The sequence below is a fragment of the Streptosporangium sp. NPDC000239 genome (genome assembly GCF_040300765.1).
In the GTDB taxonomy this organism is placed as follows: Bacteria; Actinomycetota; Actinomycetes; order Streptosporangiales; family Streptosporangiaceae; genus Streptosporangium.
The window spans coordinates 1-21005 of sequence record NZ_JBEPEI010000010.1; the positions used below are offsets into that span (position 1 = coordinate 1).

At 71.6% G+C, this 21005-nt stretch carries 19 protein-coding genes; 12 read left to right on the forward strand and 7 right to left on the reverse strand.

The window, feature by feature from the left end; all coding sequences use genetic code 11:
• Positions 1-382 precede the first annotated feature (382 nt).
• The gene (locus ABT340_RS23620; protein WP_352012975.1) at positions 383-2047 is read left to right on the forward strand and encodes a serine/threonine-protein kinase; all 1665 of its coding nucleotides are present in this window, start codon (positions 383-385) and stop codon (positions 2045-2047) included.
• Between the two features lie 119 nt (positions 2048-2166).
• On the forward strand, positions 2167-3597 hold the full coding sequence (gnd, locus tag ABT340_RS23625) for an NADP-dependent phosphogluconate dehydrogenase (RefSeq protein WP_352012976.1): 1431 nt from the start codon (positions 2167-2169) through the stop codon (positions 3595-3597).
• Positions 3598-3669: 72 nt separating this feature from the next.
• Here gnd and ABT340_RS23630 read toward each other — a convergent pair whose 3' ends face one another.
• Positions 3670-4275 (reverse strand): TetR/AcrR family transcriptional regulator, encoded by a 606-nt coding sequence (locus ABT340_RS23630; protein ID WP_352012977.1) that lies wholly within the window; start codon positions 4273-4275, stop codon positions 3670-3672.
• Between the two features lie 63 nt (positions 4276-4338).
• Here ABT340_RS23630 and ABT340_RS23635 point away from each other — a divergent pair, with 63 nt between their 5' ends.
• From ABT340_RS23635 to ABT340_RS23655, 5 genes are all read left to right on the forward strand, one after another.
• Positions 4339-6384 (forward strand): HelD family protein, encoded by a 2046-nt coding sequence (locus tag ABT340_RS23635; protein ID WP_352013230.1) that lies wholly within the window; start codon positions 4339-4341, stop codon positions 6382-6384.
• 110 nt (positions 6385-6494) lie between these two features.
• Entirely contained in the window at positions 6495-7277 is a 783-nt protein-coding gene (locus ABT340_RS23640) for a hypothetical protein (RefSeq protein WP_352012978.1), read from the forward strand.
• Positions 7274-8374: a hypothetical protein gene (locus tag ABT340_RS23645; RefSeq protein ID WP_352012979.1), complete on the forward strand. Its 1101-nt coding sequence runs from the start codon at positions 7274-7276 to the stop codon at positions 8372-8374. The genes ABT340_RS23640 and ABT340_RS23645 overlap by 4 nt, the downstream gene beginning before the upstream one ends.
• The gene (locus tag ABT340_RS23650) at positions 8371-9840 is read left to right on the forward strand and encodes a hypothetical protein (RefSeq protein WP_352012980.1); all 1470 of its coding nucleotides are present in this window, start codon (positions 8371-8373) and stop codon (positions 9838-9840) included. The genes ABT340_RS23645 and ABT340_RS23650 overlap by 4 nt, the downstream gene beginning before the upstream one ends.
• Positions 9837-11153 carry an AAA family ATPase gene (locus ABT340_RS23655; protein ID WP_352012981.1) on the forward strand — a complete coding sequence of 439 codons (1317 nt, stop codon included), beginning with the start codon at positions 9837-9839 and terminating at the stop codon, positions 11151-11153. The genes ABT340_RS23650 and ABT340_RS23655 overlap by 4 nt, the downstream gene beginning before the upstream one ends.
• Position 11154: 1 nt before the next feature.
• On the opposite strand, the gene ABT340_RS23660 is transcribed toward ABT340_RS23655, so the two are convergent.
• Together ABT340_RS23660 and ABT340_RS23665 are read right to left on the reverse strand one after the other, a co-directional pair.
• Complete coding sequence (locus ABT340_RS23660) at positions 11155-11592, reverse strand: nucleoside deaminase (protein ID WP_352012982.1); 438 nt, start codon at positions 11590-11592, stop codon at positions 11155-11157.
• A gap of 134 nt (positions 11593-11726) precedes the next feature.
• On the reverse strand, positions 11727-12593 hold the full coding sequence (locus tag ABT340_RS23665) for a helix-turn-helix transcriptional regulator (RefSeq protein ID WP_352012983.1): 867 nt from the start codon (positions 12591-12593) through the stop codon (positions 11727-11729).
• 102 nt (positions 12594-12695) lie between these two features.
• Between ABT340_RS23665 and ABT340_RS23670 the strand changes: the two genes are divergently transcribed.
• A complete protein-coding gene (locus tag ABT340_RS23670) occupies positions 12696-14075 on the forward strand; it encodes an MFS transporter (protein ID WP_352012984.1) in 1380 nt (459 codons plus the stop codon).
• 46 nt (positions 14076-14121) lie between these two features.
• Here ABT340_RS23670 and ABT340_RS23675 read toward each other — a convergent pair whose 3' ends face one another.
• Together ABT340_RS23675 and ABT340_RS23680 are read right to left on the reverse strand one after the other, a co-directional pair.
• Positions 14122-15084 (reverse strand): GNAT family N-acetyltransferase, encoded by a 963-nt coding sequence (locus ABT340_RS23675; RefSeq protein WP_352012985.1) that lies wholly within the window; start codon positions 15082-15084, stop codon positions 14122-14124.
• Between the two features lie 100 nt (positions 15085-15184).
• Positions 15185-16759 (reverse strand): MDR family MFS transporter, encoded by a 1575-nt coding sequence (locus ABT340_RS23680; RefSeq protein WP_352012986.1) that lies wholly within the window; start codon positions 16757-16759, stop codon positions 15185-15187.
• A gap of 116 nt (positions 16760-16875) precedes the next feature.
• Between ABT340_RS23680 and ABT340_RS23685 the strand changes: the two genes are divergently transcribed.
• From ABT340_RS23685 to ABT340_RS23695, 3 genes are read left to right on the forward strand one after another with little or no spacing between them, the layout of a single operon-like run.
• Positions 16876-17427, forward strand: a complete 552-nt coding sequence (locus tag ABT340_RS23685; protein ID WP_352012987.1) for a TetR/AcrR family transcriptional regulator — start codon at positions 16876-16878, stop codon at positions 17425-17427.
• Positions 17424-17729, forward strand: coding sequence for a DUF4031 domain-containing protein (locus ABT340_RS23690; RefSeq protein ID WP_352012988.1), 306 nt, complete (start codon positions 17424-17426; stop codon positions 17727-17729). The genes ABT340_RS23685 and ABT340_RS23690 overlap by 4 nt, the downstream gene beginning before the upstream one ends.
• Positions 17730-17780: 51 nt before the next feature.
• The gene (locus ABT340_RS23695; RefSeq protein ID WP_352012989.1) at positions 17781-18293 is read left to right on the forward strand and encodes an ATP-binding protein; all 513 of its coding nucleotides are present in this window, start codon (positions 17781-17783) and stop codon (positions 18291-18293) included.
• A 10-nt stretch (positions 18294-18303) separates the two neighbouring features.
• Here ABT340_RS23695 and ABT340_RS23700 read toward each other — a convergent pair whose 3' ends face one another.
• Entirely contained in the window at positions 18304-18453 is a 150-nt protein-coding gene (locus ABT340_RS23700) for a hypothetical protein (protein WP_352012990.1), read from the reverse strand.
• Between the two features lie 39 nt (positions 18454-18492).
• Positions 18493-19542 carry a PucR family transcriptional regulator gene (locus tag ABT340_RS23705; protein WP_352012991.1) on the reverse strand — a complete coding sequence of 350 codons (1050 nt, stop codon included), beginning with the start codon at positions 19540-19542 and terminating at the stop codon, positions 18493-18495.
• Between the two features lie 116 nt (positions 19543-19658).
• On the opposite strand from ABT340_RS23705, the gene glyA reads away from it, so the two are divergent.
• Positions 19659-20966, forward strand: a complete 1308-nt coding sequence (glyA, locus tag ABT340_RS23710) for a serine hydroxymethyltransferase (RefSeq protein ID WP_352012992.1) — start codon at positions 19659-19661, stop codon at positions 20964-20966.
• Positions 20967-21005 lie beyond the last annotated feature (39 nt).

The window sequence follows — 21005 nt, forward strand, 5'->3', positions numbered from 1 at the left end:
CCGGCCGGAATTCCGGGGCGTTTCGTTTCGTTCATTTCGTTGTGTCTTTATTCTTTCAGACCCGCTTTTTCGTGTCAAACCGATCCGACCGGATCGCATTTTCTTCGATAAAGCCTGTCCGAGGAATTTCAGACCGCCCCGTCTCCGGAGCAACCCTTCCAATTTACTCTGACATCCGGAACGTGTCGAACCGAAGCGACCGGGACACACGTGTCTCGGTCGAGAGTGAGTCAGAAGGGGTTCCCGGGGTCTCACCGACATCGTCGGCGCCCTCGGGCCTGGTGACTCTATGTCCCCCGAGGGACGTCGTCAAATCAGGGCCGGTCACGCAGCCGGGACGACGCTGAACTCCGATAATCTGCCCATCGTCAGGAGGTGGCAGATGGCTGAAGCGGGCGCCTTTTCAGTACCCGGCTACGACATATCCGGCGTACTCGGCCAAGGCGGTTTCGGGATCGTCTACCGGGCCCGGCAGCTGGCGGTCGACCGGGAGGTCGCGCTCAAGGTCGACAACCGCGTTCTGCTCTCCGAGCGTGACCGGCGGCGCTTCATGCGGGAGGTCACCTCGGCGGGAGCCCTGTCGGGGCATCCGCACGTGGCCCATGTCTATGACGCCGGAGTGCTCGCCGACGGCAGGCCGTACATGGTGCTGGAGCTGTGTCCTGGAGGGTCGCTGCTCGACCGGTTGCGTGCGGAGGGGCCGCTGGCTCCCGCCGAGGTCGCCGACATCGGCGTCCGGATCGCCGACGCGCTGGCCGCCGCCCACTCCGCGGGGGTGCTGCACCGGGACATCAAGCCGGCCAACATCCTGATCAACCGGTACGGCAACGTGGTGCTGTCCGACTTCGGGCTGGCGACCATGCCCTCCGCGGGGGGCGAGGCCTCGGTGACCAGAGAGTCGCTCACCCCCGCCTACGCGCCGCCCGAGGCGTTCGACCTGACGGAGCCCTCCGCGGCGGGAGACGTCTACTCCCTCTCCGCCACTCTCTACGCGTTGCTGTCCGGGCGTCCTCCCCGGTTTCCGGAGAGCGGGGTGGCCAACATCGCGGTCATCATGGCCCTGCACCGGCTGCCGATCCCGGAGATCCCCGGTGTGCCGCCGGAGCTGACCGCCGTGCTCCGTCAGGCCATGGACAGCGATCCCGCGCGACGCACCCCCTCGGTCGCGGCCCTGCGGGACGCCCTCACCGATCTGCACCTGGAACGGGGGGCCCGGGACGGCAGGCCGATGCCGCCGCGTCCTTCTCCCGTTCCACCGCCGTCCGTCCCGGTACCGCCTCCGTACGCCTCCGGGCCCCGCCCCACTCCTCAGACCGGGGGGCACGCGTCGTACGGCGTGCCGGGGGCGCGGCCGGGGCCGGGGAGAGAGGTGATGCGCGCGCACCTGACCTCACCCGGTCTTCAGGAGCTCGGCGTGACCCAGTCACCGGCCAAGGACGCGGCGGCGCCCACCGCCGGCGCCTCGAACACCCGGGTGTTCGTCGCGGTCGCGGCCGCCTTCGTGATCCTGCTGCTGGCCGGGGTCGGGCTGATGATCATGGAGAACTTCGGTCAGGGCGCCTCCGTCGGCGGCCTCGCGGACACCTCCGAGGCCGGGGGCCCCGGTACGGGGGCTCAGGGGACGAACGCCGAGGTCGCCACGTTCACCCTGGACTGTCCCGCGGCGGCCGTGCCCGGTGGCCGTGCCTCGTGCGTGCAGAAGGCCGAGTGCTGGGGCGGACTCGTCGTGATCGCGGGGGACGCGTCGGCGCGGCCCGTCAGGTGCGAGGAGCCGCACGCGTGGGAGACGTTCGCGATCGCCACGCTGCCGGGCGGCCTCACCTACGACGCGGGGGCCGCCGAGCGCGATCCGATGGTGCGCAAGGTGTGCGCGTCGTCGGTCATGCTCAGCTCCCGGCGCGGCGCCGCCGTCAAGATCATTCCCTCGGACTGGCAGATCGCGGTGTTGCCGCCCTCGAAGGAGCGGTTCGCCTCGGGGGTGCGGACCTACCGCTGTCTCGGGAGCGTTGTCGGCGGCGACCGGGCGGGGTCGTCCTTCCGGCCCTGAGACCCGGCCCTGAGACCCGGCCCTGAGCCGGCTCCGGGCGTCGGCGCGGCTCGGCGCGCGCTGTGGGGAGCGATCGGTGCAGACTGGGCATCCTTGAACGTAATAGGGGGTGTCACAACATGACTCAGGCGCAGATAGGTGTGACCGGCCTGGCGGTGATGGGGGCGAATCTGGCCCGCAACCTCGCCAGGCACGGGCATGTGGTCGCGGTGCACAACAGGTCTCTGTCACGGACCACGAAGCTGGTCGAGGAGCACGGGGACGAGGGAACCTTCGTCGCCTGTGAGACTCCGGAGGAGTTCGTCGCGGCGCTCGAACGTCCCCGCCGTGTCCTCATCATGGTCAAGGCCGGGGCTCCGACGGACGCGGTGATCGAGGAGTTCGCCCCGTTGCTCGAACCGGGTGACATGCTCGTCGACGGCGGCAACGCGCACTTCCTCGACACCCGCAGGCGTGAGGCGGCGCTTCGGGAACGGGGCATCCACTTCGTCGGCGCCGGGGTCTCGGGCGGTGAGGAGGGCGCGCTGCTCGGGCCGAGCATCATGCCCGGCGGTTCGAAGGAGTCGTACGCGGCGCTCGGGCCGTTGTTCGAGGACATCGCGGCGAAGGTGGACGGGGTGCCGTGCTGTACGCACATCGGTCCCGACGGGGCCGGTCACTTCGTCAAGATGGTGCACAACGGCATCGAGTACGCCGACATGCAGCTCATCGCCGAGGCCTACGACCTGCTCAGGCAGGGGGCCGGGCTGGAGCCCTCGCGGCTCGCCGACGTCTTCGACGAGTGGAACCGGGGTGAGCTGTCCTCCTACCTGATCGAGATCACCGCCGAGGTGCTCAGGCAGGTGGACGCCTCGACCGGCGGGCCGCTGGTCGACGTGATCGCCGACCGGGCCGAGCAGAAGGGCACCGGGCGCTGGACGGTGCAGATCGCGCTCGACCTGGGTGTGCCGGTGAGCGGTATCGCCGAGGCCGTCTTCGCCCGTTCGGTCTCCGGTCACGCCGACCTGCGGGAGGCCGCCCGCGGGCTCCCCGGCCCCACGCCCGTGCCCGATCGGACGCTCGGTGACGACTTCGTCGAGGACGTACGGCGGGCGCTGTACGCGTCGAAGATCATCGCCTACGCGCAGGGGTTCGACCAGATCAGGGCGGGGAGCGCCGAGTACGGCTGGGACGTCGATCCGGGCGCGCTGGCCACGATCTGGCGGGGTGGCTGCATCATCAGGGCGGTCTTCCTGGACCGGATCCGCGAGGCCTACGAGGAGAGCACGCCGCCGGTGACGCTGCTGACCGCGCCGATCTTCGTCGAGGCGCTCAGCCTGGCGCAGGACTCGTGGCGGCGGGTGGTGGCGAAGGCGGCCGAGCTGGGCATTCCGGTGCCCGGTTTCTCCACGGCGCTCGCCTACTACGACTCGCTGCGCGCCGAGCGGCTGCCCGCCGCCCTGATCCAGGGGCAGCGCGACTTCTTCGGCGCGCACACCTACCAGCGGACGGACCGGGAGGGCGCCTTCCACACCCTGTGGTCCGGTGACCGCTCCGAGGTGGGCGCCTGAGCTCGGCCTCCGGTGTCGCGGGGTGTCGTCCCTTCGGGGGCGGCACCCCGTTCCTGTGCGCGGCCGTTCCGGTCAGCCCGGCTGGGGCAGCAGGCCGAACGCGTGGTCGGCGGCGGCGACCGCCGACGGGTAGACCTCGTCGGCGGTCTCCCCCCGGGTGAGCCTGGCCCAGTTCTCCCTGGCCAGCACCCGCTGTACGGCCAGCGTCTGCGCGGCCACGAGTCGGGCGGTGAGCTCGTCCGTGACCTCCCTGAGCGCTTCGGCCAGGGCCTCCTCGTCCTTGGTCGTGTGGTGCACGAGTCTGGCGGCCAGGCCGGGGGTCGAGAAGATCATCCGGTGGTAGGCGAGCACCGTCGGGTGGTCGTTGAGCCCTGTCACGGGGTCGCGCCTGCGGAGTCCTTCGAGGAAGTGACGGTGGAGGGCGGCCAGGGGGCTCTCGTCCCGGCCGCGGTGCCGTACGACTCGTGCCGACTCCTCGTGGTGGTCGGAGATGCGGTGGAGGACGAGGTCCTCCTTCGAGGCGAAGTACTTGAACAGCGTCGGTTTGGAGACCCCCGCGGCGGCGGCGACCTCGGCGACGGACACCTCGTCGAAGCCCCGGTCGAGGAACAGGGTGATGGCCGCCGTGGAGATCGCGTCGTGGACCTGCTGTTTCTTGAGCTGCCGGAGTCCTGTCACCCGTCCAACCTAACAGGTGGTTAACCGGGTTAATATATTGACTCGGTTAAGCTTTGAGAGGTGATGCTGGTGACCGGCACCGGACTCGACAAGGAGCGGTCCTACCTGGAGGAATGCAGGGCGGCGCTGCGAGGGATGCTCGACGGCGCACGGTTCAACGTCGTCGTCGGCGAGCATGTGGCGGGTGACCGCTACAGTGCCGAACGGCTGGGGCGCCATCTCAAGAGCCTCGCCAAGGAGCTGGCCGAGGAGCCCGAGGGGCCCGTGTTCTTCGGCCGTCTCGACTTCGGCGCGGGGGCGGACGCGGGCGACCACCGGGGGCGGCGTTACTACATCGGGCGGCGGCACATCTCCGGCGGGACCGGCCGTCAGCCGCTGGTGCTCGACTGGCGGGCACCCGTCTCGACGGTGTTCTACCAGGCCGACGTCCGCGACTCCCGCGGTGTCACGACGCGCCGCCGGTTCGGATGGTCGGGGTGGCCTCCCGTCCTGACCGGCTTCGAGGACGAACGGCTCGGCGAGGGCGGCGCGCCGGGTACGGCGAGCCGGATCCTGGCCGAGGAGATCGAACGGCCCCGTGTCGGCCCGATGCGTGACATCGTCGCCACCATCCAGCCCGAGCAGGACGAGCTGGTGCGGACCGGGCTTGAGACGTCGATCTGCGTCCAGGGCGCGCCCGGCACGGGGAAGACCGCGGTCGGCCTGCACCGCGCCGCCTACCTGCTCTACACCTACCGGCGCAGGCTCGCCGGCAGCGGTGTGCTGATCCTCGGTCCCAACCAGGCCTTCCTCGGCTACATCTCGGCCGTGCTGCCCGCCCTCGGCGAGATGGACGTCGAGCAGACGACCCTGGGGCGGCTGCTGGCGCCGGAGCCGTCCAAGGGGCCGCCGAAGGGTTCCGACGACGAGGCCGCGGCGGTGGTCAAACACGACGCACGGATGGCCGAGGTGCTGCGCAGGGCGTTGTACGGGCGGGTCAGACGGCCCGACGGCCCGTTGACCGTGCCCGACGGGGCCTACCGCTGGCGGGTCTCCGAGGAGGAGCTGCGGCGCGTCGTCGACGACGTCCTGCGGGAGGCGCCGCCGTACGGGGTCGGGCGTGAGCGGGTGCTCTCACGGCTGGTCTCCCTCCTGCGGGCGCGGGCCGAGGCTCGGGGACAGACGACCGGCACGGCGTGGACGAGGAGGACCGGCAGGGCCGTCAGGGAGTTCCTGGACACGGTGTGGCCCGTGGCGCGGCCCCGGGAGGTCGTGGCGGAGCTGCTCACCGATCCGAACGTGCTGGCCGGGGCTGCCGGGGGGATCCTCACCCCCGCCGAGCAGTCGGCGATCCTGTGGTCACGTCCGCCGCGCTCGTTCAAGAGCGCCAGGTGGTCGGAGGCCGACGCCGTGCTCCTCGACGAGGTGGCGGGCCTGATCGAGCGTCCCAGGGGATACGGTCACGTCATCGTGGACGAGGCCCAGGACCTGTCACCGATGCAGTGCCGGGCCGTCGCGCGCAGGAGCGAGCACGGTTCGATCACCGTGCTGGGCGACCTGGCGCAGGGCACCACGCCCTGGGCGGCGCGGAGCTGGCCGGAGCAGCTCGCCGCGCTGGGCAAGCCGGGAGCGGCACCGGTCACCCTGACGACCGGGTTCCGGGTTCCCGGGGCGGTCGTCAGGCTGGCCAACCGCCTGCTCGACGAGCTGGCGGTCGATGTGCCGAGGACGCGTTCGTTCCGCGGTGACGGGTTGCTGCGGTTCCACCGGACGTCCGATCTTCCCGGTACGGCGGCGCGGGTGGTGCGCGAGGCGCTGGGGCACGAGGGCTCGATCGCGCTCGTGGCCGCGGACGACGCGCTCGACGGCCTGGCCGAGGCGGTCCGGGCCGAGGGTGTCGAGATCGCCGCCCTCGGCGAGGGGTCCGACGGCGTCCGGGTCACCGCCGTGCCCGCCACACTCGCCAAGGGACTGGAGTACGACCACGTGGTCGTGGCCGAGCCCGCGGCCGTCGTCGAGGCGGAGCCCAGGGGGGCGAACCGGCTCTACGTCGTACTGACCCGTGCCGTCTCGCGGCTGGAGGTGGTGCACACCCGCCCGCTGCCCGCCGGAATCACCCCAGCCATTTAGCTATAAATATCCCTTTTATCCACATATATCCACTCAATGAAACGCCACGAAATGCTGGAAATCGCTGGAATACACGGGAGGCTGGTGGAACTCCTGTTACGCTCCGTGCCGTGAGTGAATCACTGGACGCGCTGGAGCTGCGGATAACCGAGCTCCGCGCCCAGGTACGGCGCGCGGTCAAGGCGCGGGACAACACGCTGGCGCGGTCCCTGCGGGGAGACCTGCGCCGGGCCGAACAGGCCTGGGACCGCGCGGTCGGCACAGATGAGTCCACCGGGGAGTCCACCGGGGAGACCGAGCCGCCGCTGCTGCCGGTCAGGGAACAGGTCCACCAGGCGCTGGCGCTGCTGGGGGTGCCCTCCGCGGCCAGGATGATCGTCGCGGTGAACGAGGCGTTCTTCTCCGGCGCGCTGCGCGGCGCCCAGCTCACCAGCCTGCGCAGGGACGAGGAACGTTCCTTCCGCGGGGACCCCTACGCCCGCCCCTACTACCTGTGCGCCGCGCTCACCGACCGCCTCTCCCCCGCCAGGGGGCTGCTCGCCGACAGCACCTGGGAGCCGGAGCGGAGGGTGCTCGGGCCGCTGAGCCCACGTGTCGACTTCCTCGTCTCGGCCATGCGCGTCGCCGACAGGATCATCCGCATGACCGATCCGCCGCAGGGCGCCCGACGGTTGCTGCGGCGGATGGCGCAGAACGTCCCGGGAGCCGTCGAGGGTCTCGCCCCCGCGGACCCGGAGCTCACGATCCGCGCGGCACGCGCCGAACTCGACGTGCACCACGCCGGAGACGCGGCGCAGCGAGCCGAGGTCGCGGCGCGGGCGGGCAGGCAGCTTTCCGACATCGAGCGGCTGTTCGGCGCCGCCGCCCTGAGCACCCTGAGGGGAGCGAGTTGAACGGCAGGCTGGACAGGCTGCGCGGCCCCGTGCCGTCACACCCGCACGACGCCCGCGCCATCGCGGCGCTGGCCGCCAACCCCGGCTGCGCACGCCGTGCGCTGCTGGACGCCGCGGGAGTCGACAAGGACCGTACGGCAAGGCACATGGGCTTTCCCGCGCCCTTCGGCCAGTCCCAGTTCGCGATCACCCGTGGGAACTCCTTCGAGATCGTGGTGAAGGAGAACGGCTGCGCCGAGTTGCTCCGGCTGCTGCGCGAACTGCTCGGACTGCCCGTCGCGGAGGTCGGCTACCAGGACGTGGAGAGCGTCGGCGCCCATCTGCGCCACTCCCACACCAGGGCCCTGGTCGACAGAGCCGCACGGCAGGAGGAGGCCGCTGTCTTCTACGACCACCCGCTGCTCAGCCTGGAGATCGCCGGGCACGTCTGTTACCTGGAGCCGGACGTGGTCGCCTTCCAGCTCGGCGGGCGCTTCCACATCGTGGAGATCAAGTCGTTCAGCGTGATCGACGGGCAGGCCGAGCCGCGGAAGGTCGCCGCCGCGGCCAGGCAGGCCGCGGTCTACGTGCTGGCGCTGCGCGCGCTGCTGGCCGACCTGGGACACGACCCGGAACGGGTCTCCCACGAGGTGGTCCTGGTCTGCCCGGAGAACTTCGCGAACCGGCCCGTGGCGTGCCTGGTCGACGTACGCAGGCAGCTGGCGGTGCTCAAGCGGCAGCTCACCCGGCTGACCCGGGTCGAGACCCTGCTCGACGAGCTTCCCGAGGAGCTCACCTTCGACCTGGCCCCCGGTCAGGACGGCGTGCCGACCCGGCCCGCGGGGGAGGTGGCCCAGGCCCTGTCCCGGGTGCCCGCCCGCTACGCGCCCGACTGCCTGTCCACCTGTGACATGTGCATGTTCTGCCGGGACGAGGCCAGGGGGAACGGCTCGACCGACCTGCTCGGCCGCCAGGTCCGCGACGAACTCGGAGGGGTCTCGACCGTGGCGGAGGCGCTCGGGCTCGCCGAGGGCACCCTGGAGCCCGCCGAGGGCCAGGAGGAGATCGCCCGGCTGCTGCGGCTGGCGGACCGGCTGCGCGAGGAGTGCCTGCGATGAGCGCGCTGACGGCGCTGGCGCGGCTGCGCGCCATCAGGGACGGGAGCGCGCAGCCGGTCACCACGGTCAGGCACTGTCACCTGGCCCCGCAGCCGCTGGTGTTCGTCCCGCTCGGCCTCTCCGGTGAGGCCGCGGCCCCGCTCGCCGCCATGGTCGGCAGCGATCCCGGCCATCCCCGGCTGCTCGTGGTGCCCCAGCCGCGTAACCGGGACCTCCGTTTCGCCTTCGCCGCCGAACTGGCCGAGGTCGTCCTGCCGTACGTGGAGGGGTTCTGCAAGGGCACCGAGACGGTCGAGCGGCGGGGCGGCGAGCCGTACGAGCGGTGCCTGGACGCCCCGCAGATCCTGGTGCCGAACCGGCAGGGGGTGGCCTTCCTCGGGCTGCTCGGCCGGTCCACCCGTTTCCGCAGGGTCGACGGACCCTATCCGGTGCATCCCTCGGTGCCGCTGCTCGGCCGGTGGCTGACCTACTTCGCCGACCGGTCGCAGCAGCCGGGATCCTGCCTGCTGATGGCGGCGACCGAGGCACTCGGCGCGCACTGGGCGAGCGGGCAGAGCGGCCTTGAGGACGCCAACCTGGCCGCGCTGCTCGGCTGGATCGACCCTCCCGCCGGGATGACCGGATCCCAGGCCGCGCTTGAGGCGGAGGATCCGCTGCTGTGGCCTCCCGCGGGGCCCTCGACGGACCCGGGCTTCGACAACGAGGTGCTCGCCCCGGCCATGCGCGCCTACGAGGAGGCGCCGACCGAGCGGTCGGTGGAACGTGTCACCCAGGCGCTGCGCACCCAGCTCGATCCGACGTGGCGGCTGATGTGGCGGGCGGTCGACCTGCTGCGCGCGCTGCCCGAGGGGTCACGGGTACGGGACCGCTGGGAGAGCGACCGGGGGTCGTTCACCCGCTTCACCGAACGGCTCGCGGAGGGTGGCCCGCCGCAGGCGCGCAGGGACGGCGCGGTCGGCGCCGCGGCCCGGCTGGCCGGTCTCGAACGCGCCAGGGCGAGCTACGACGTGCAGCGCGCCTACGACGACCCGCTGATCATGGCCGAGTACCGCCTGACCGGTGAGGCGTTCACCGGGACGGTCACCGCCGCCGACCCCGAGCACACCGAGGGCGAGGGTCGTTCGCGCAAGCTCAGGCCGCTGGTCACGGTCACCACCGCCGACCCGGTACGGCTGGCGCCGGGCGTGGTCGTCGGCAGCCCGGAACGACGCGGGCACGCCGCCGAGATCGTCGAGGTCTCCGGCGACGAGATCACCCTGAAGGTCGTCAAGGGGATGGGCCGGGGCAGGACACCCGCTCCGGGGGCGGTGCCCGGACCCGGTGAGCGGATCACCTACACCTCGCTGCTCGACGACTTCCAGTCCTCGGCCTCGTTGCCCGATCCGGAGCTGACGCCGTGGACCCACGGCGGGCCTCCGCAGGAGTACGTGCCCGGTGACGACGACGCCCAGGAGGAGTGGTCATGAAGGTACGGCCCACGAAGGACATGACGCCGCAGCAGGCCGCCGCGACCGTCGTCGGCGAGGTCCTGGCCGACCTGCCCCGCAACCGGGGCGTGGTCGTCGACTCCCCGCCCGGAGCGGGCAAGTCCACGCTGGTGGTCAAGGCCGCCGCGCACATCGCCGAGACGGGCGAGCCACTGATGATCGTGGCGCAGACCAACGAACAGGTGGACGACCTGGTCGAGCGGCTGGCCACCGATCACCCCGATCTCACCGTCGGACGGCTTTCCGCGAGCGGCTACGTCACGCCGCCTCGCGTTCTTGCCCACCCCAACGTCTCGGTCGCGGGCAAGCTGCCCGACCTGGGCGACCCGGCGGTGGTGATCGCCACCGCGGACAAGTGGGCCTGGGTCGGCGACCGGACCTGGCCGTGGGCGATCGTGGACGAGGCCTACCAGATGCGTTCGGACAAACTGCTGCGCATCGCCTCGCTGTTCGAGCGCTCGCTGTTCGTCGGCGACCCCGGCCAGCTCGACCCGTTCTCGATCGTGGACGGCGACCGCTGGGCGGGCCTGTCCTGGGACCCGGTGCAGAGCGCGGTCTCGGTGCTGCTGCGCCACAACCCCGATCTTCCCGTGCACCGGCTGCCGGTCTCCTGGCGGCTGCCCGCCTCGGCGGCGCCGGTGGTCTCCGAGGCGTTCTACCCGTTCACCGGGTTCAGGGCGGGGACCGAACACCGTGACCGCTCGCTCGAACTGACCGTGAACGGCATGCGCACCTCCTACGACCGGGCGCTGGAGGAGGCCGCCGCCTCCGGGTGGGCGCTGTACGAGCTGCCCAGCCGTCACACCGTGCGCACGGACGCCGAGGCGGTGCAGGCGGTCGCGCTGCTGGCCGTACGGCTGCTGCAGCGGGCGCCGGTCGCGCACTCCGAGCGGGGCAGCCACCGGGTGACGGCGGACCGGATCGCCATCGGCGCCGCGCACCGCGACCAGGTGACCGCGATCCGCGCCGCCGGGGTGCCCGAGGAGATCACGGTCGACACCGCCAACCGGCTCCAGGGCCGGGAGTACGACGTGACGATCGTGCTCCATCCGCTGTCCGGGCGCCGGGACGCCACCGCCTTCCATCTGGAGTCGGGACGGCTGTGCGTGCTGGCCTCACGGCACCGGCACGCCTGCGTCGTGGTCGCCAGGGCGGGCATCCCCGAACTGCTCGACGCCCACCCGTCCGCGGAGCCGGTCCAGCTCGGGGTGCCGGTGAAGTTCCCCGACGGCTGGGAGGCCAACCAGGCGGTGCTGGCCCACCTGGCCAAGCACCGGGTCGCCGCGCACTGACTCAGTAGTAGCCCTCCACCGGGACGCGGGCCTCCTCGTACAGGGTGGGGCCCTGCTGCGGCACCTCAGGGAAGTCGCCACCCGGTTTGAGGGCGTTGAGCTGTTCGCCGGAGAGGGCGAACACGACACGGCCGAGTCCGGAGCGCCGGATCGCCCCCTCGCACATGGGGCAGGGCTGGCAGCTGGTGTACATGGTCGTGGCGGCCGCGGTCTCCGGGCCGAGTTCGCGGGCCGCCCAGCGGGCCAGTTTCAACTCCGGGTGCGCGGTTATGTCGGCGTCGGTGAGGGTGGTGTTGCGCTCCTCGGCGATCACCCGGCCGTTCCCGTCCGCCAGCAGTGACCCGAAGGGCGGGTTGCCGCCCGCCCGAGCCTGCGCGGCGAGTTCGATCGCGCGGCGCAGGAGTCGTTCCTCGTCGTGTGTCGTGGCTTGGTGTGTCATGGTCGCTCCGTTCGCGGGTGAAGGTCCCAGCCGGCGGCGGGCGTCCGCTGTTTCGCCGCCGGATCGAGGGCCTCGCCGGGGCCGCCGTCGAACGGGGCGCGACGCCGGGTTCGCACCCGTTCAGGCTATCGGGGTCAGTGGACGTGCTCGGCGACCGGGGACACCTCGGGGTTCGCGCTGATCCAGGCGATGCGTTCGCGGCTCTCCTCGTCGACCGGGGTGTAGACGACCATCCGCGCCTCCGCGGGCGCCGACAGGCTCAGGCTCGTGGAGACCGTGCGGACCAGCCCCGCCTGGCAGTGCCGGAACATCTTCATCCTGCTGCCGGGCCTGGCCACGTCGTGGGCCGCCCACATCCGCGCGAACTCGGGGCTCTCGGCCGACAGCACGCGGACGAAGTCGTCCCAGGCGGGCTCGCCGAGGTGCCGCCCGAAGCCCGCCCGCAGGGTCGCCACCATCTGGGGCAGCTCGGCCTCGCGGTTGGTCATCGGGAGGCAGCAGGAACGGGTGACGAAGATCTGCCAGAGCGCGTTGCGGGTGGCCGGCGGGGCCTTGACGACCTTCGGGAACAGCGCTCCGTACGCCCGGTTCCAGGCGAGCACGTCGTAGCGGCCGTTGTAGACGACGGCGGGCATCGGGTCGAGCTGGTCCAGGATGAGCTGGACCTCCGGTTCGAGACCGCCGCCGCCGGGTGACTGGGGCACGCTCGGCAGGTCGGCGAGCCGGTACAGGTGTTCGCGCTCGGCCTCGTCGAGACGGAGCGTCCTGGAGATCGCGTCGAGCACCTGGACGCTGACGTTGATCGGACGTCCCTGTTCGAGCCAGGTGTACCAGGTGACGCCGACCCCGGCGAGCATGGCCACCTCCTCACGCCGCAGGCCCGGCGTACGGCGCCGCGACCCGGGGGGCAGTCCGACGGCCTCGGGGGTGATGCGGTCGCGGCGGCTGCGCAGGAACGAGGCCAGCTCCGCCCGTCGGGCACGCCGGCTGGTCATGGTCATCTCCCCATGCTGGCCGACGGGGAAAGCCGTTGCCAGGTGGTGTCGGTACCAGGATCAGCAGGCTCTCGTTACCGGTATCCGTCCGCCCTCACAGTCTTCTCCATGACCGCACCACCGATCTTGGAGGCCCCGGCCGCTCTCCCGGCCTCCTCCCGTAACCGCCGGCTGCTCACGGTGATCCTGACCGGGCAGTTCATGGCGATCCTGGACGTCTCCATCGTCAACGTCGCCTCCCCGGTGATCCGCTCGGACCTGGGCACCTCGGGCTCCGGGCTCCAGTTGATCATCTCCGGGTACACCATCGCCTACGCGATGCTGCTGATCACCGGTGCCCGGCTCGGCGGCCGGTACGGCGGACGCCCGCTGTTCCTGACCGGCCTGACCGTCTTCACCGTCGCCTCCCTGGCCTGCGGCCTGGCCGCCTCCGCCGGGCAGCTCATCGCCTTCCGGCTCCTGCAGGGCGCGGGAGCCGCCCTGATGGTGCCCCAGGTGCTGATCATGATCCAGACGAACTTCGAGGGGGCCGCGCGGGCCCGCGCGCTCAGCCTGTACGCCACGGTGATCTCGGGGGCCGCCGTGATCGGGCAGGTGCTGGGTGGCACGCTGGTCTCCGCCGACCTGTTCGGCACCGCGTGGCGCCCGGTGTTCCTGGTGAACGTGCCGATCGGGCTGGCCCTGCTCGTCACGGGCGTACGGCTGCTGCCCTCGGGCGGACCGCGTCTGCACCGCCCGCTGGACCTGCCGGGCCTGGTCACGCTCTCTCTCGCGGTGAGTCTGCTGGTGGTGCCGCTGGTGCTGGGCCACGAGCAGGACTGGCCGCTGTGGGGGTGGGTCTCGATGGGGGTGAGCGTGGCCTTCGCGGGGATCTTCGCGCTGGTCGAGCGGCGTTCGGCCGCTCCGCTCGTGCCCGCGCGGGTGCTCATGGCCAAGGGTGTGATCCCCTCGGTGCTGACCGTCTTCGGGCTGATGACGTGCTACGGCGGATACCTGTTCGGCCTCGCCCTGCACCTGCAGGGCGCCTTGGGTGACAGCCCGCTGCGGGCCGGCCTGACCTTCGTCCCCGCCGCGGCCGCGTTCACCGTCTCCAGCCTCAACTGGCGGCGGGTCCCCGAGCGGTTCAGGCGGCCCATGGTCGTCTCCGGGCTCGTCGTGGCGGCGCTCGGCTACCTGGGTCTGGCCCTCGCGCTGAGCGGTGGCGACCACGGCCAGCCGCTGCTGTGGATCACGCAGGCCGTCGCCGGGTTCGGCATGGGCGCGGTCTTCAGCCCGGTGCTCACGATCGCGCTCACCCATGTGGCGCCCGAGCACGCCTCGGACGCCAGCGGGCTGTTCGTCATGGTGACCCAGCTCGGCCAGGTCGTCGGGGTGGCCACCTTCGGCACGCTGTACCTGGGCGGGGCGTCGATGACGGCCGTCGGGGTGGTCCTGGCCGCGGCGACGCTGGTCACCGCGGCCTGCGCGCTGCCGCTGCTGCGGCGCTGAGGTCCCGTCCCGCGGGCCGGGCCGTACGGCCCGCGGGGAGGCCGGGTCAGACGGTCCTGCGCCAGACGTCGATGGCCAGCACCTGCCGCATGCCGACCGAGAGGTACAGGTCCAGGGCGGGGGTGCTGTTGTTGGCGTCCACGTGCAGGTAGGTGCCGACCCGGCCGCGCGCGGCGTCCGCGGCGAACGCCCGGCGCAGCATGAACCGGCCCAGGCCGCGTCCCCGGAAGCGGGGCAGCACCGCGAGCTGGCGGACGTAGCCCGAGTTCTCGTCCCCGGCGAAGGCGTCGGTGCCCAGCAGCATCGCGGCGGGCTCGCCGTCCACCCTGGCGACCATGAGCTGCGCCCAGTCGGTGCTGGCCGAGGAGTCGAGGTCGGCGAACCACTCGTCGTAGTCCTTGGGCGTGAACCCGAAGTGCTCGGCGAAGCCCTCCTGCTGTACGGCGTGGCCCTGACGCCGTACCTCCTCGCTCGTCCCGTGGTGGACCGTCACCCCGGCCGGGGCGGCGGGCTCGGGGACCGAGGCGCCGTGGTCGGTCAGGAGGCGGATGAAGCTCGTCGCGGCGACGAAGCCCCGGGCGGCGGCCAGGGCCCGCTTGCCGCTGTCCTCCCGGTACAGGGCGATGTCCACCACGGCCCTGTCGTGGCCGAGTTCGGCGGCGATCTCGGCCGCCCGTTCGGTGACCGCGTCCCACAGCGCGCCGGTGAGCTCGGCGGCGTCGGGGTGCACGACCACGTCGACGTCCATGTTGTCGCCCGTGCCCTTGCGGCAGACCCAGGCCCAGGCGACCAGGCGGCCCGACGTGTCGTGGACGACCCAGCCGTCCTTCTCCCCGTCGAAGTCGGGCTCGTTCAGCTGGTCGGTGACGTCGTCGAGGGTCATGTCGGCCTTGCCGATCACCTGCGTGTCGCACAGGGAGATCAGCCGGTGGATCTCGACCGCGTCGCCGGTCCCCGGCCGCCGGGTGGTGTACCCGGCGGCGGTGACGATTGTCGTCGTTGTGTTCATGCCACCCAGTCTGGGAGGAGGGACTTGGCGATCACTGGGTGAGAACTTGCTCGCCGCCGTCCAAGTCTTGCTCGCCGCCCTTCAAGTCTCGCCCTGCCGTTCAGTCGAGCGCCGCGACCGGGGTCGACTCGTCCGCGCCCTGGTCGGAGCCGCCACGCAGCGGGATCTCCTTGATGAAGGCCGCCGCCAGCGGCACCAGGACGGCGAAGAGGATCGCCCAGGTGAACACCGAGCCGATCGACGACGCCAGGGACTCAAGGAATCCGGTGCGCACGCCGGCCGGCAGCTCGTGCAGGGCCGCGGGGTTGAACTGGCCTCCGCTCGACGCGAGCTTCCCGCCCGCCTCCCCCAGCTTGCTCGTCAGGTTGGCGGTGAGCTGGTGGGTGAAGATGGCGCCGAACAGGGAGACGCCGAACGAGCCGCCGATGGACCTGAAGAAGGTCGAGGCGCTGCTGGCCACGCCCAGGTCCTTCTGCTCGACGCTGTTCTGCGCGATCAGCATGGTGGTCTGCATCAGGAAGCCCATGCCCAGGCCCAGCACCGCGATGTAGACGCCGGTACGCCAGGAGGGGGTGTCGACCGTCTGCGTGGACAGCAGCCACATGGCGACCGCCATGATCACGCCGCCGAGGACCGGGTAGATCTTGTACTTGCCCGTCTTGGTGATGGCCCGGCCGACGAACAGCGAGACCACCATGGCCGCGCCCATCATCGGCAGCAGGAGCAGGCCGGAGTTGGTCGCCGAGGCGCCCTGGACGGTCTGCTGGAACAGCGGCAGGAAGTTGATGGCGCCGAACATGGCGAAGCCGAGCAGGAAGCCGACCACGGAGATCAGGCTGAAGTTGCGGTCGCGGAACACGTTGAGCGGCATGATCGGCTCGACGACCCTGCGCTCGACCACGATGAAGAGGGCCAGGCTGACCACGGCGCCCGCGGCGAGGCCGATGATCTGCGGCGAGTTCCAGTCGTAGTCGTTGCCGCCCCAGGTGGTGATGAGGACCAGGGCGGTGATGCCGACCGAGAGCAGGACCGCGCCGACCCAGTCGATGCGGTGCTCGGTGCGGTATCTCGGCAGCTTGAGCGTGACGGCCAGCAGCGCGAGCGCGACGAAGCCGACGGGCAGGTTCACGTAGAAGGCCCAGCGCCAGTTGAGGTTGTCGGTGATGAAGCCGCCCACGAGCGGTCCCGCGATCATCGCGAGCGCCATCACACCGGCCATGATGCCCTGGTACTGGCCGCGCTCACGGGGCGGGACGAGGTCGCCGATGATGGCCATGGCGTTGACCATCAGGCCGCCCGCGCCCAGCCCCTGGAGCGCGCGGAAGCCGATGAGCTGGTTCATGCCGTCCGCGGTGCCGCCCAGCATCTCCGAACCGGCCATGCCACAGAGCGCCGAACCGATCATGAAGATCACGATGGAGGCGAGGAAGATGTTCTTCCTGCCGTACAGGTCCCCGATCTTGCCCCAGATGGGGGTCGACACGGTGGTGCCGAGCACGTAGGCGGTGACCACCCAGGACAGGTGGGTCAGGCCGCCGAGCTCCCCCACGATGCGTGGCATCGCCGTACCGACGATCATGTTGTCGAGCATGGCCAGGACCATCGCCAGCATGAGGCCCGGCAGCACCACCATGACCTCACGTTGCCGCGCCGGCGCGGTCGCGGTCTCCTTCACTTTCGTTGCCCCCTAGTGGATCTTGCTTACTTGCCGACCGGCTAGTGTCGGATATGATGGGAAATGTAGGGCGCCTACTTACCGGCCGTCAAGTTAATTCCACCGCAAAGGGAACCATGAGCGAAAACGCCGACACCCGGACTCGCATCCAGGAAACGGCCCTGAAACTGTTCATCGAACAGGGCTACGAGGCGACCTCACTCCGCGAGATCGCCGAGGCGCTCGGCGTGACCAAGGCCGCCCTCTACTACCACTTCAAGAGCAAGGACGAGATCATCACCAGTCTCGTCGAGGCCCGGCAGTACGCCTTCGACGAGCTGATCGAGTGGGCCAAGTCCCAGCCGCGCACCGAGGAGACCAGACGCGAACTGGTACGCCGCTACGCCGAGGACCTGCGCCGGGGCAGGCACCACGAGATCATGCGTCTCATAGAGCGCAACCAGGCCTCGTTCAAGGGCCACCCGACGATGGAGCGGGTCCGCCACCAGATGTTCGAGATGCTCACCATCCTCGTCGAGCCCGGCGATCCCACGGCGACCCGGCTGAGGAACTCGATGTCGCTGTTCGCCCTGCACGCCTCCTGGTTCCTCCTCAGGGACGAGGAGATCAGCGACGACGAGCGCAGGGACGCCGCCCTTGAGGTCGCGCTCGAACTGCTGCGCCGGTGAGCGTCCTCATCGACCCGCCCGCCTGGCCGGGTCCCCGCGGCCTGCTCTGGTCCCACCTGGTCAGCGACAGTTCCACCGAGGAGCTGCACGCCTTCGCCGAACGGCTCGGCGTGCCCGCCAGGGCCTTCGACCGCGACCACTACGACGTCCCGGAGACCGTCTACGAGCGCGCCGTCTCCCTCGGGGCGCAGCCGGTCTCCTCCCGGGAGCTCCTCACCCGGCTGGTCGCCTCCGGTCTGCGCAGGCGCAAGACCAGGCGTTCCGGGACGGGCGATTCAGGAGATGCCGTTCGTCCCGGTTAGGACGGGCGGGCTGGGGCAGGGCTCTCAGCGGGCAACCGTGAAGGAGGGACCGTGGAGGCCACAATCACGCTCCGCCTGCCGCGTGACGCGGCTAGCGTTCCGGTCATCAGGCAACTGCTCGACGCGGCGCTCCGCGCCCTGGGGGTCGAGCCACAGGTGCGCGAGGACATCCTGCTCATGCTCTCGGAGGCGTGTTCCAACGTGATCCAGCACGCCATCCCGAGCGACGACTACATGGTGAGCACCGAGCTCTTCAGTGACCGCTGCGTCATCAAGGTGATCGACACGGGCGAGGGGTTCGACTTCTCCGGGACGCGGGCTCCCTCGCCGACCTCGGAGCACGGCCGCGGCCTGCTCATCATGAGGGCGCTGGCCGACGACATCCGCTTCACCAGCCGCCCCGAGCGGGGATCCGTCGTCTGTCTGGAGAAGAACCTGCGCTTCGTCCAGGATGCCCCGGGGCTGTCGCTGCTGCTCGACGAGGAGCACGTGCGGCACGACGGGGTGGACCGTTCCCGGCCGGGAGACGCCCGGCGAGAGCAGGAGCACGCCAGGGCAAGGTGAACCGGGGCCCTCAGCCCCGGCGTCGTGCCGGCCCGCCGCGTCCGCGCAGGGTGGAGGCGGCCAGCGTCACCATCGCGACGAGGACGACCACGGAGACGAGAAGCGCCGCCAGGCCGATAAGGCCGACAACGACCAGAACGCTGACAAGCTCACTGATCAACTGCCGCACCTGCACAGCTTTGCCCGGTTTATCCGGCCGCTACACCGCGTTCCAGCGTGCCAGCTTCAACGCGAGGTGGAGTTCCAGCCTGTCGGCTCCGTCCTTCAGGCTGCGTCCGGTGATCTCCTCGATCCGTGTCAGCCGGTAGTACAGGCTCGTGCGGTGCAGATGGAGCAGTCTGGCGGTCTCCTGCGCGTCCCCTCCGCTGTCCAGATAGGTCTCCAGGGTGGCGGCCAGGGCCGGATGCTCGTGCAGCGGTCCGGGGGAGATCCGCCCCGGCTCGGCGAGCAGCCGGTAGACGCCCAGGTCCGGCCAGCTCGCCACCGGCCCGAGCGCGGGCTCCGCGACCGCCGCCCTGGCCGCGGCGACCGCCTCCCGGTGGGCGCGCCTGACGGTCCCGAGCCCGGCGTGCACCGCGCTGAGCCCCGCCGCGCCCCCGGTACGGGCCACCAGCCGTCCGGCCAGCGCGGTCGCGTCCTGCCCGCCGTTCAGCAGCAGTACGGCGTGCCGGTCGAGGACCGTGAAGGCGGGAGGGCGCCGCGTCCCGGCCAGTTCCTCCTCGACCGCCCGGCCCGGCTCCCCCCGCTCGCCGCGCAGGGCCAGCAGGCGCAGCGGCCCCTCGCCGAGTACCGCGGCGGCCCGCGCCGCGGGTATCCCGCCGGTCAGCAACCCCCGCAGCGTGCCCGACCCTCCTCCGCCGTCGAGGAGGGCGGCGATGGCGGCGGCGTCCCGTACGGCCCCGGCCTCCTCCTCCTGGCTCAGCGGCGTCCTTCCCTCGATGATCCACAGCAGGCCGACACGCCTGCCCTGGTGGAGCAGGGGAACGCAGAGCCTGGCCGCCATGCCCAGCGCCGGGTTCGCGGGCACCCTGACCGGAACGCGGGCCGTGGCCACGCCGTGGGCCTCCTGCCAGGCGCTGACCTCGGCGGGGACGGAACGGGACAGGATCGCCTGGGCGCGGACCTGGTCGACCTCGCCGTGGTGGACGCTGTGCGCGACGACCTGGCCCTCGGGATCGTCCACCGCGACGCCCCGTCCCACGGTCGCGGCCAGGGAATCGAGGAGATCCTGGACTTCATCGCCGATCACCGTCGAATCCTACAGATGTATGAAAGGTCTCCGCTGGCAGGACGATGACTGGCCGGGGCGCGGGCCGTACCGTCGCTTGCACGTTCAGTGAGAGGGTCTCGTGAAGGGAGACCGCCGTGCAGGAGCGCAGCCGCATCGCCCCGTGGGCCTCGCCCAGGGCGCAACGACGTCTGGCGGAGCTTGAGGCCGCGGCCGAGGGCCTGGGGCTCGACGAGGTCGTGCGGACGGTCGGCGCGGCGCTCGCCGGACACCGCAGCAGGCTCGACGAGGACGGCGTCGTGCTCTACGCGGGCACCAACACGATGAGCGAGCGCGCCAGGGCGGCTCACGAGCTGTCGGCGGCCTGCCGTCCCTCCATGGGCTGGCCCGGGGAGAAGTTCCAGACCGGCCTCGACGAGCTGGACGTGCTGGAGGTGCTCGCCCCGCTGGGGGTCGCCTCCCTGATGGGCGGCGAGTTCGCCGAGGTCAGGCTGCAGAGCGCGACCTTGGCCAACCTGGCCTGCTACACCGCCTTCGCCGTCCCCGGCGACACGATCGCGGTCCTGCCCGAGGCGGCGGGCGGGCACGCCAGCCACCACGTCCAGGGCGCCGCCGGAATCCGGGGCCTGCGGGTCGTCGACCTGCCCTACGACGCGGCCGGGTTCGGCATCGACCACGACGCCCTGCCGGGTTTCCTGCGCGAGCACCGGCCCGTCCTGGTGGTGATCGGGGCCAGCCTGATGCTGTTCCCGCACGACGTCGCACGGGTGCGGGCGGCGTGCGACGAAGTGGAGGCGGTGCTGCTCTACGACGCCTCGCACGTGGCCGGGCTGATCGCGGGCGGTCGTTTCCAGCGCCCTCTGCTGGAGGGCGCCCACCTGCTGACCATGTCCACCTACAAGTCCTTCGGCGGCCCTCCCGGGGCGGCCGTCGTGACGCGTGAGGAGGACCTCGCCCACCGGGTCTCCGCCGCCGCCTACCCCGGGCTGACCGCCAACTACGACGCCTCCCGGCTGGCCCCGCTGGCCGTGACGGCGGCCGAGCACGCCGCCGAGGGCCCGCGTTACGCCGACGCCTGTATCGCGAACGCGCACGCCCTGGCCGCCGCGCTGACCGAGGAGGGCTTCTCCGTGGCGGCGGCCGACCTGGGCTGGACGGTCTCCCACCACGTCGCGGTCGACGCCGCGGCGTTCGGCGGCGGGGACGAGGCGGCCCGGCGGCTGGCCGAGGGCGGCGTCTACCTCAGCGGCATCGGCCTGCCCGACCAGGCTCCCGGCGAGCCGATGCGGGGTCTGCGCATCGGCACCCAGGAGGTCACCCGCCGAGGGTTCACCCCCGGCACGATGCGGCCTGTCGCGGCGCTGATGCGCAGGCTGCTGATCGACGGCCACGACCCGGCCGAGGTCCTGCGGGACACGGTCGGGCTGCGCCGTTCCATCCCCTGATCCCGGACCGGCCCGCGACCCCCTGGGGCCGCGCGCCCC

Excerpts from the sequence above, each read along its gene's own strand:
- ABT340_RS23675 (WP_352012985.1), bottom strand. The coding sequence starts at position 15,084 with ATGAACACAACGACGACAATCGTCACCGCCGCCGGGTACACCACCCGG.
- ABT340_RS23620 (WP_352012975.1), top strand. The coding sequence starts at position 383 with ATGGCTGAAGCGGGCGCCTTTTCAGTACCCGGCTACGACATATCCGGC.
- gnd (WP_352012976.1), top strand. The coding sequence starts at position 2,167 with ATGACTCAGGCGCAGATAGGTGTGACCGGCCTGGCGGTGATGGGGGCG.
- ABT340_RS23660 (WP_352012982.1), bottom strand. The coding sequence starts at position 11,592 with ATGACACACCAAGCCACGACACACGACGAGGAACGACTCCTGCGCCGC.
- ABT340_RS23655 (WP_352012981.1), top strand. The coding sequence starts at position 9,837 with ATGAAGGTACGGCCCACGAAGGACATGACGCCGCAGCAGGCCGCCGCG.
- ABT340_RS23665 (WP_352012983.1), bottom strand. The coding sequence starts at position 12,593 with ATGACCATGACCAGCCGGCGTGCCCGACGGGCGGAGCTGGCCTCGTTC.
- ABT340_RS23635 (WP_352013230.1), top strand. The coding sequence starts at position 4,339 with ATGCTGGTGACCGGCACCGGACTCGACAAGGAGCGGTCCTACCTGGAG.
- ABT340_RS23650 (WP_352012980.1), top strand. The coding sequence starts at position 8,371 with ATGAGCGCGCTGACGGCGCTGGCGCGGCTGCGCGCCATCAGGGACGGG.
- ABT340_RS23670 (WP_352012984.1), top strand. The coding sequence starts at position 12,696 with ATGACCGCACCACCGATCTTGGAGGCCCCGGCCGCTCTCCCGGCCTCC.
- ABT340_RS23685 (WP_352012987.1), top strand. The coding sequence starts at position 16,876 with ATGAGCGAAAACGCCGACACCCGGACTCGCATCCAGGAAACGGCCCTG.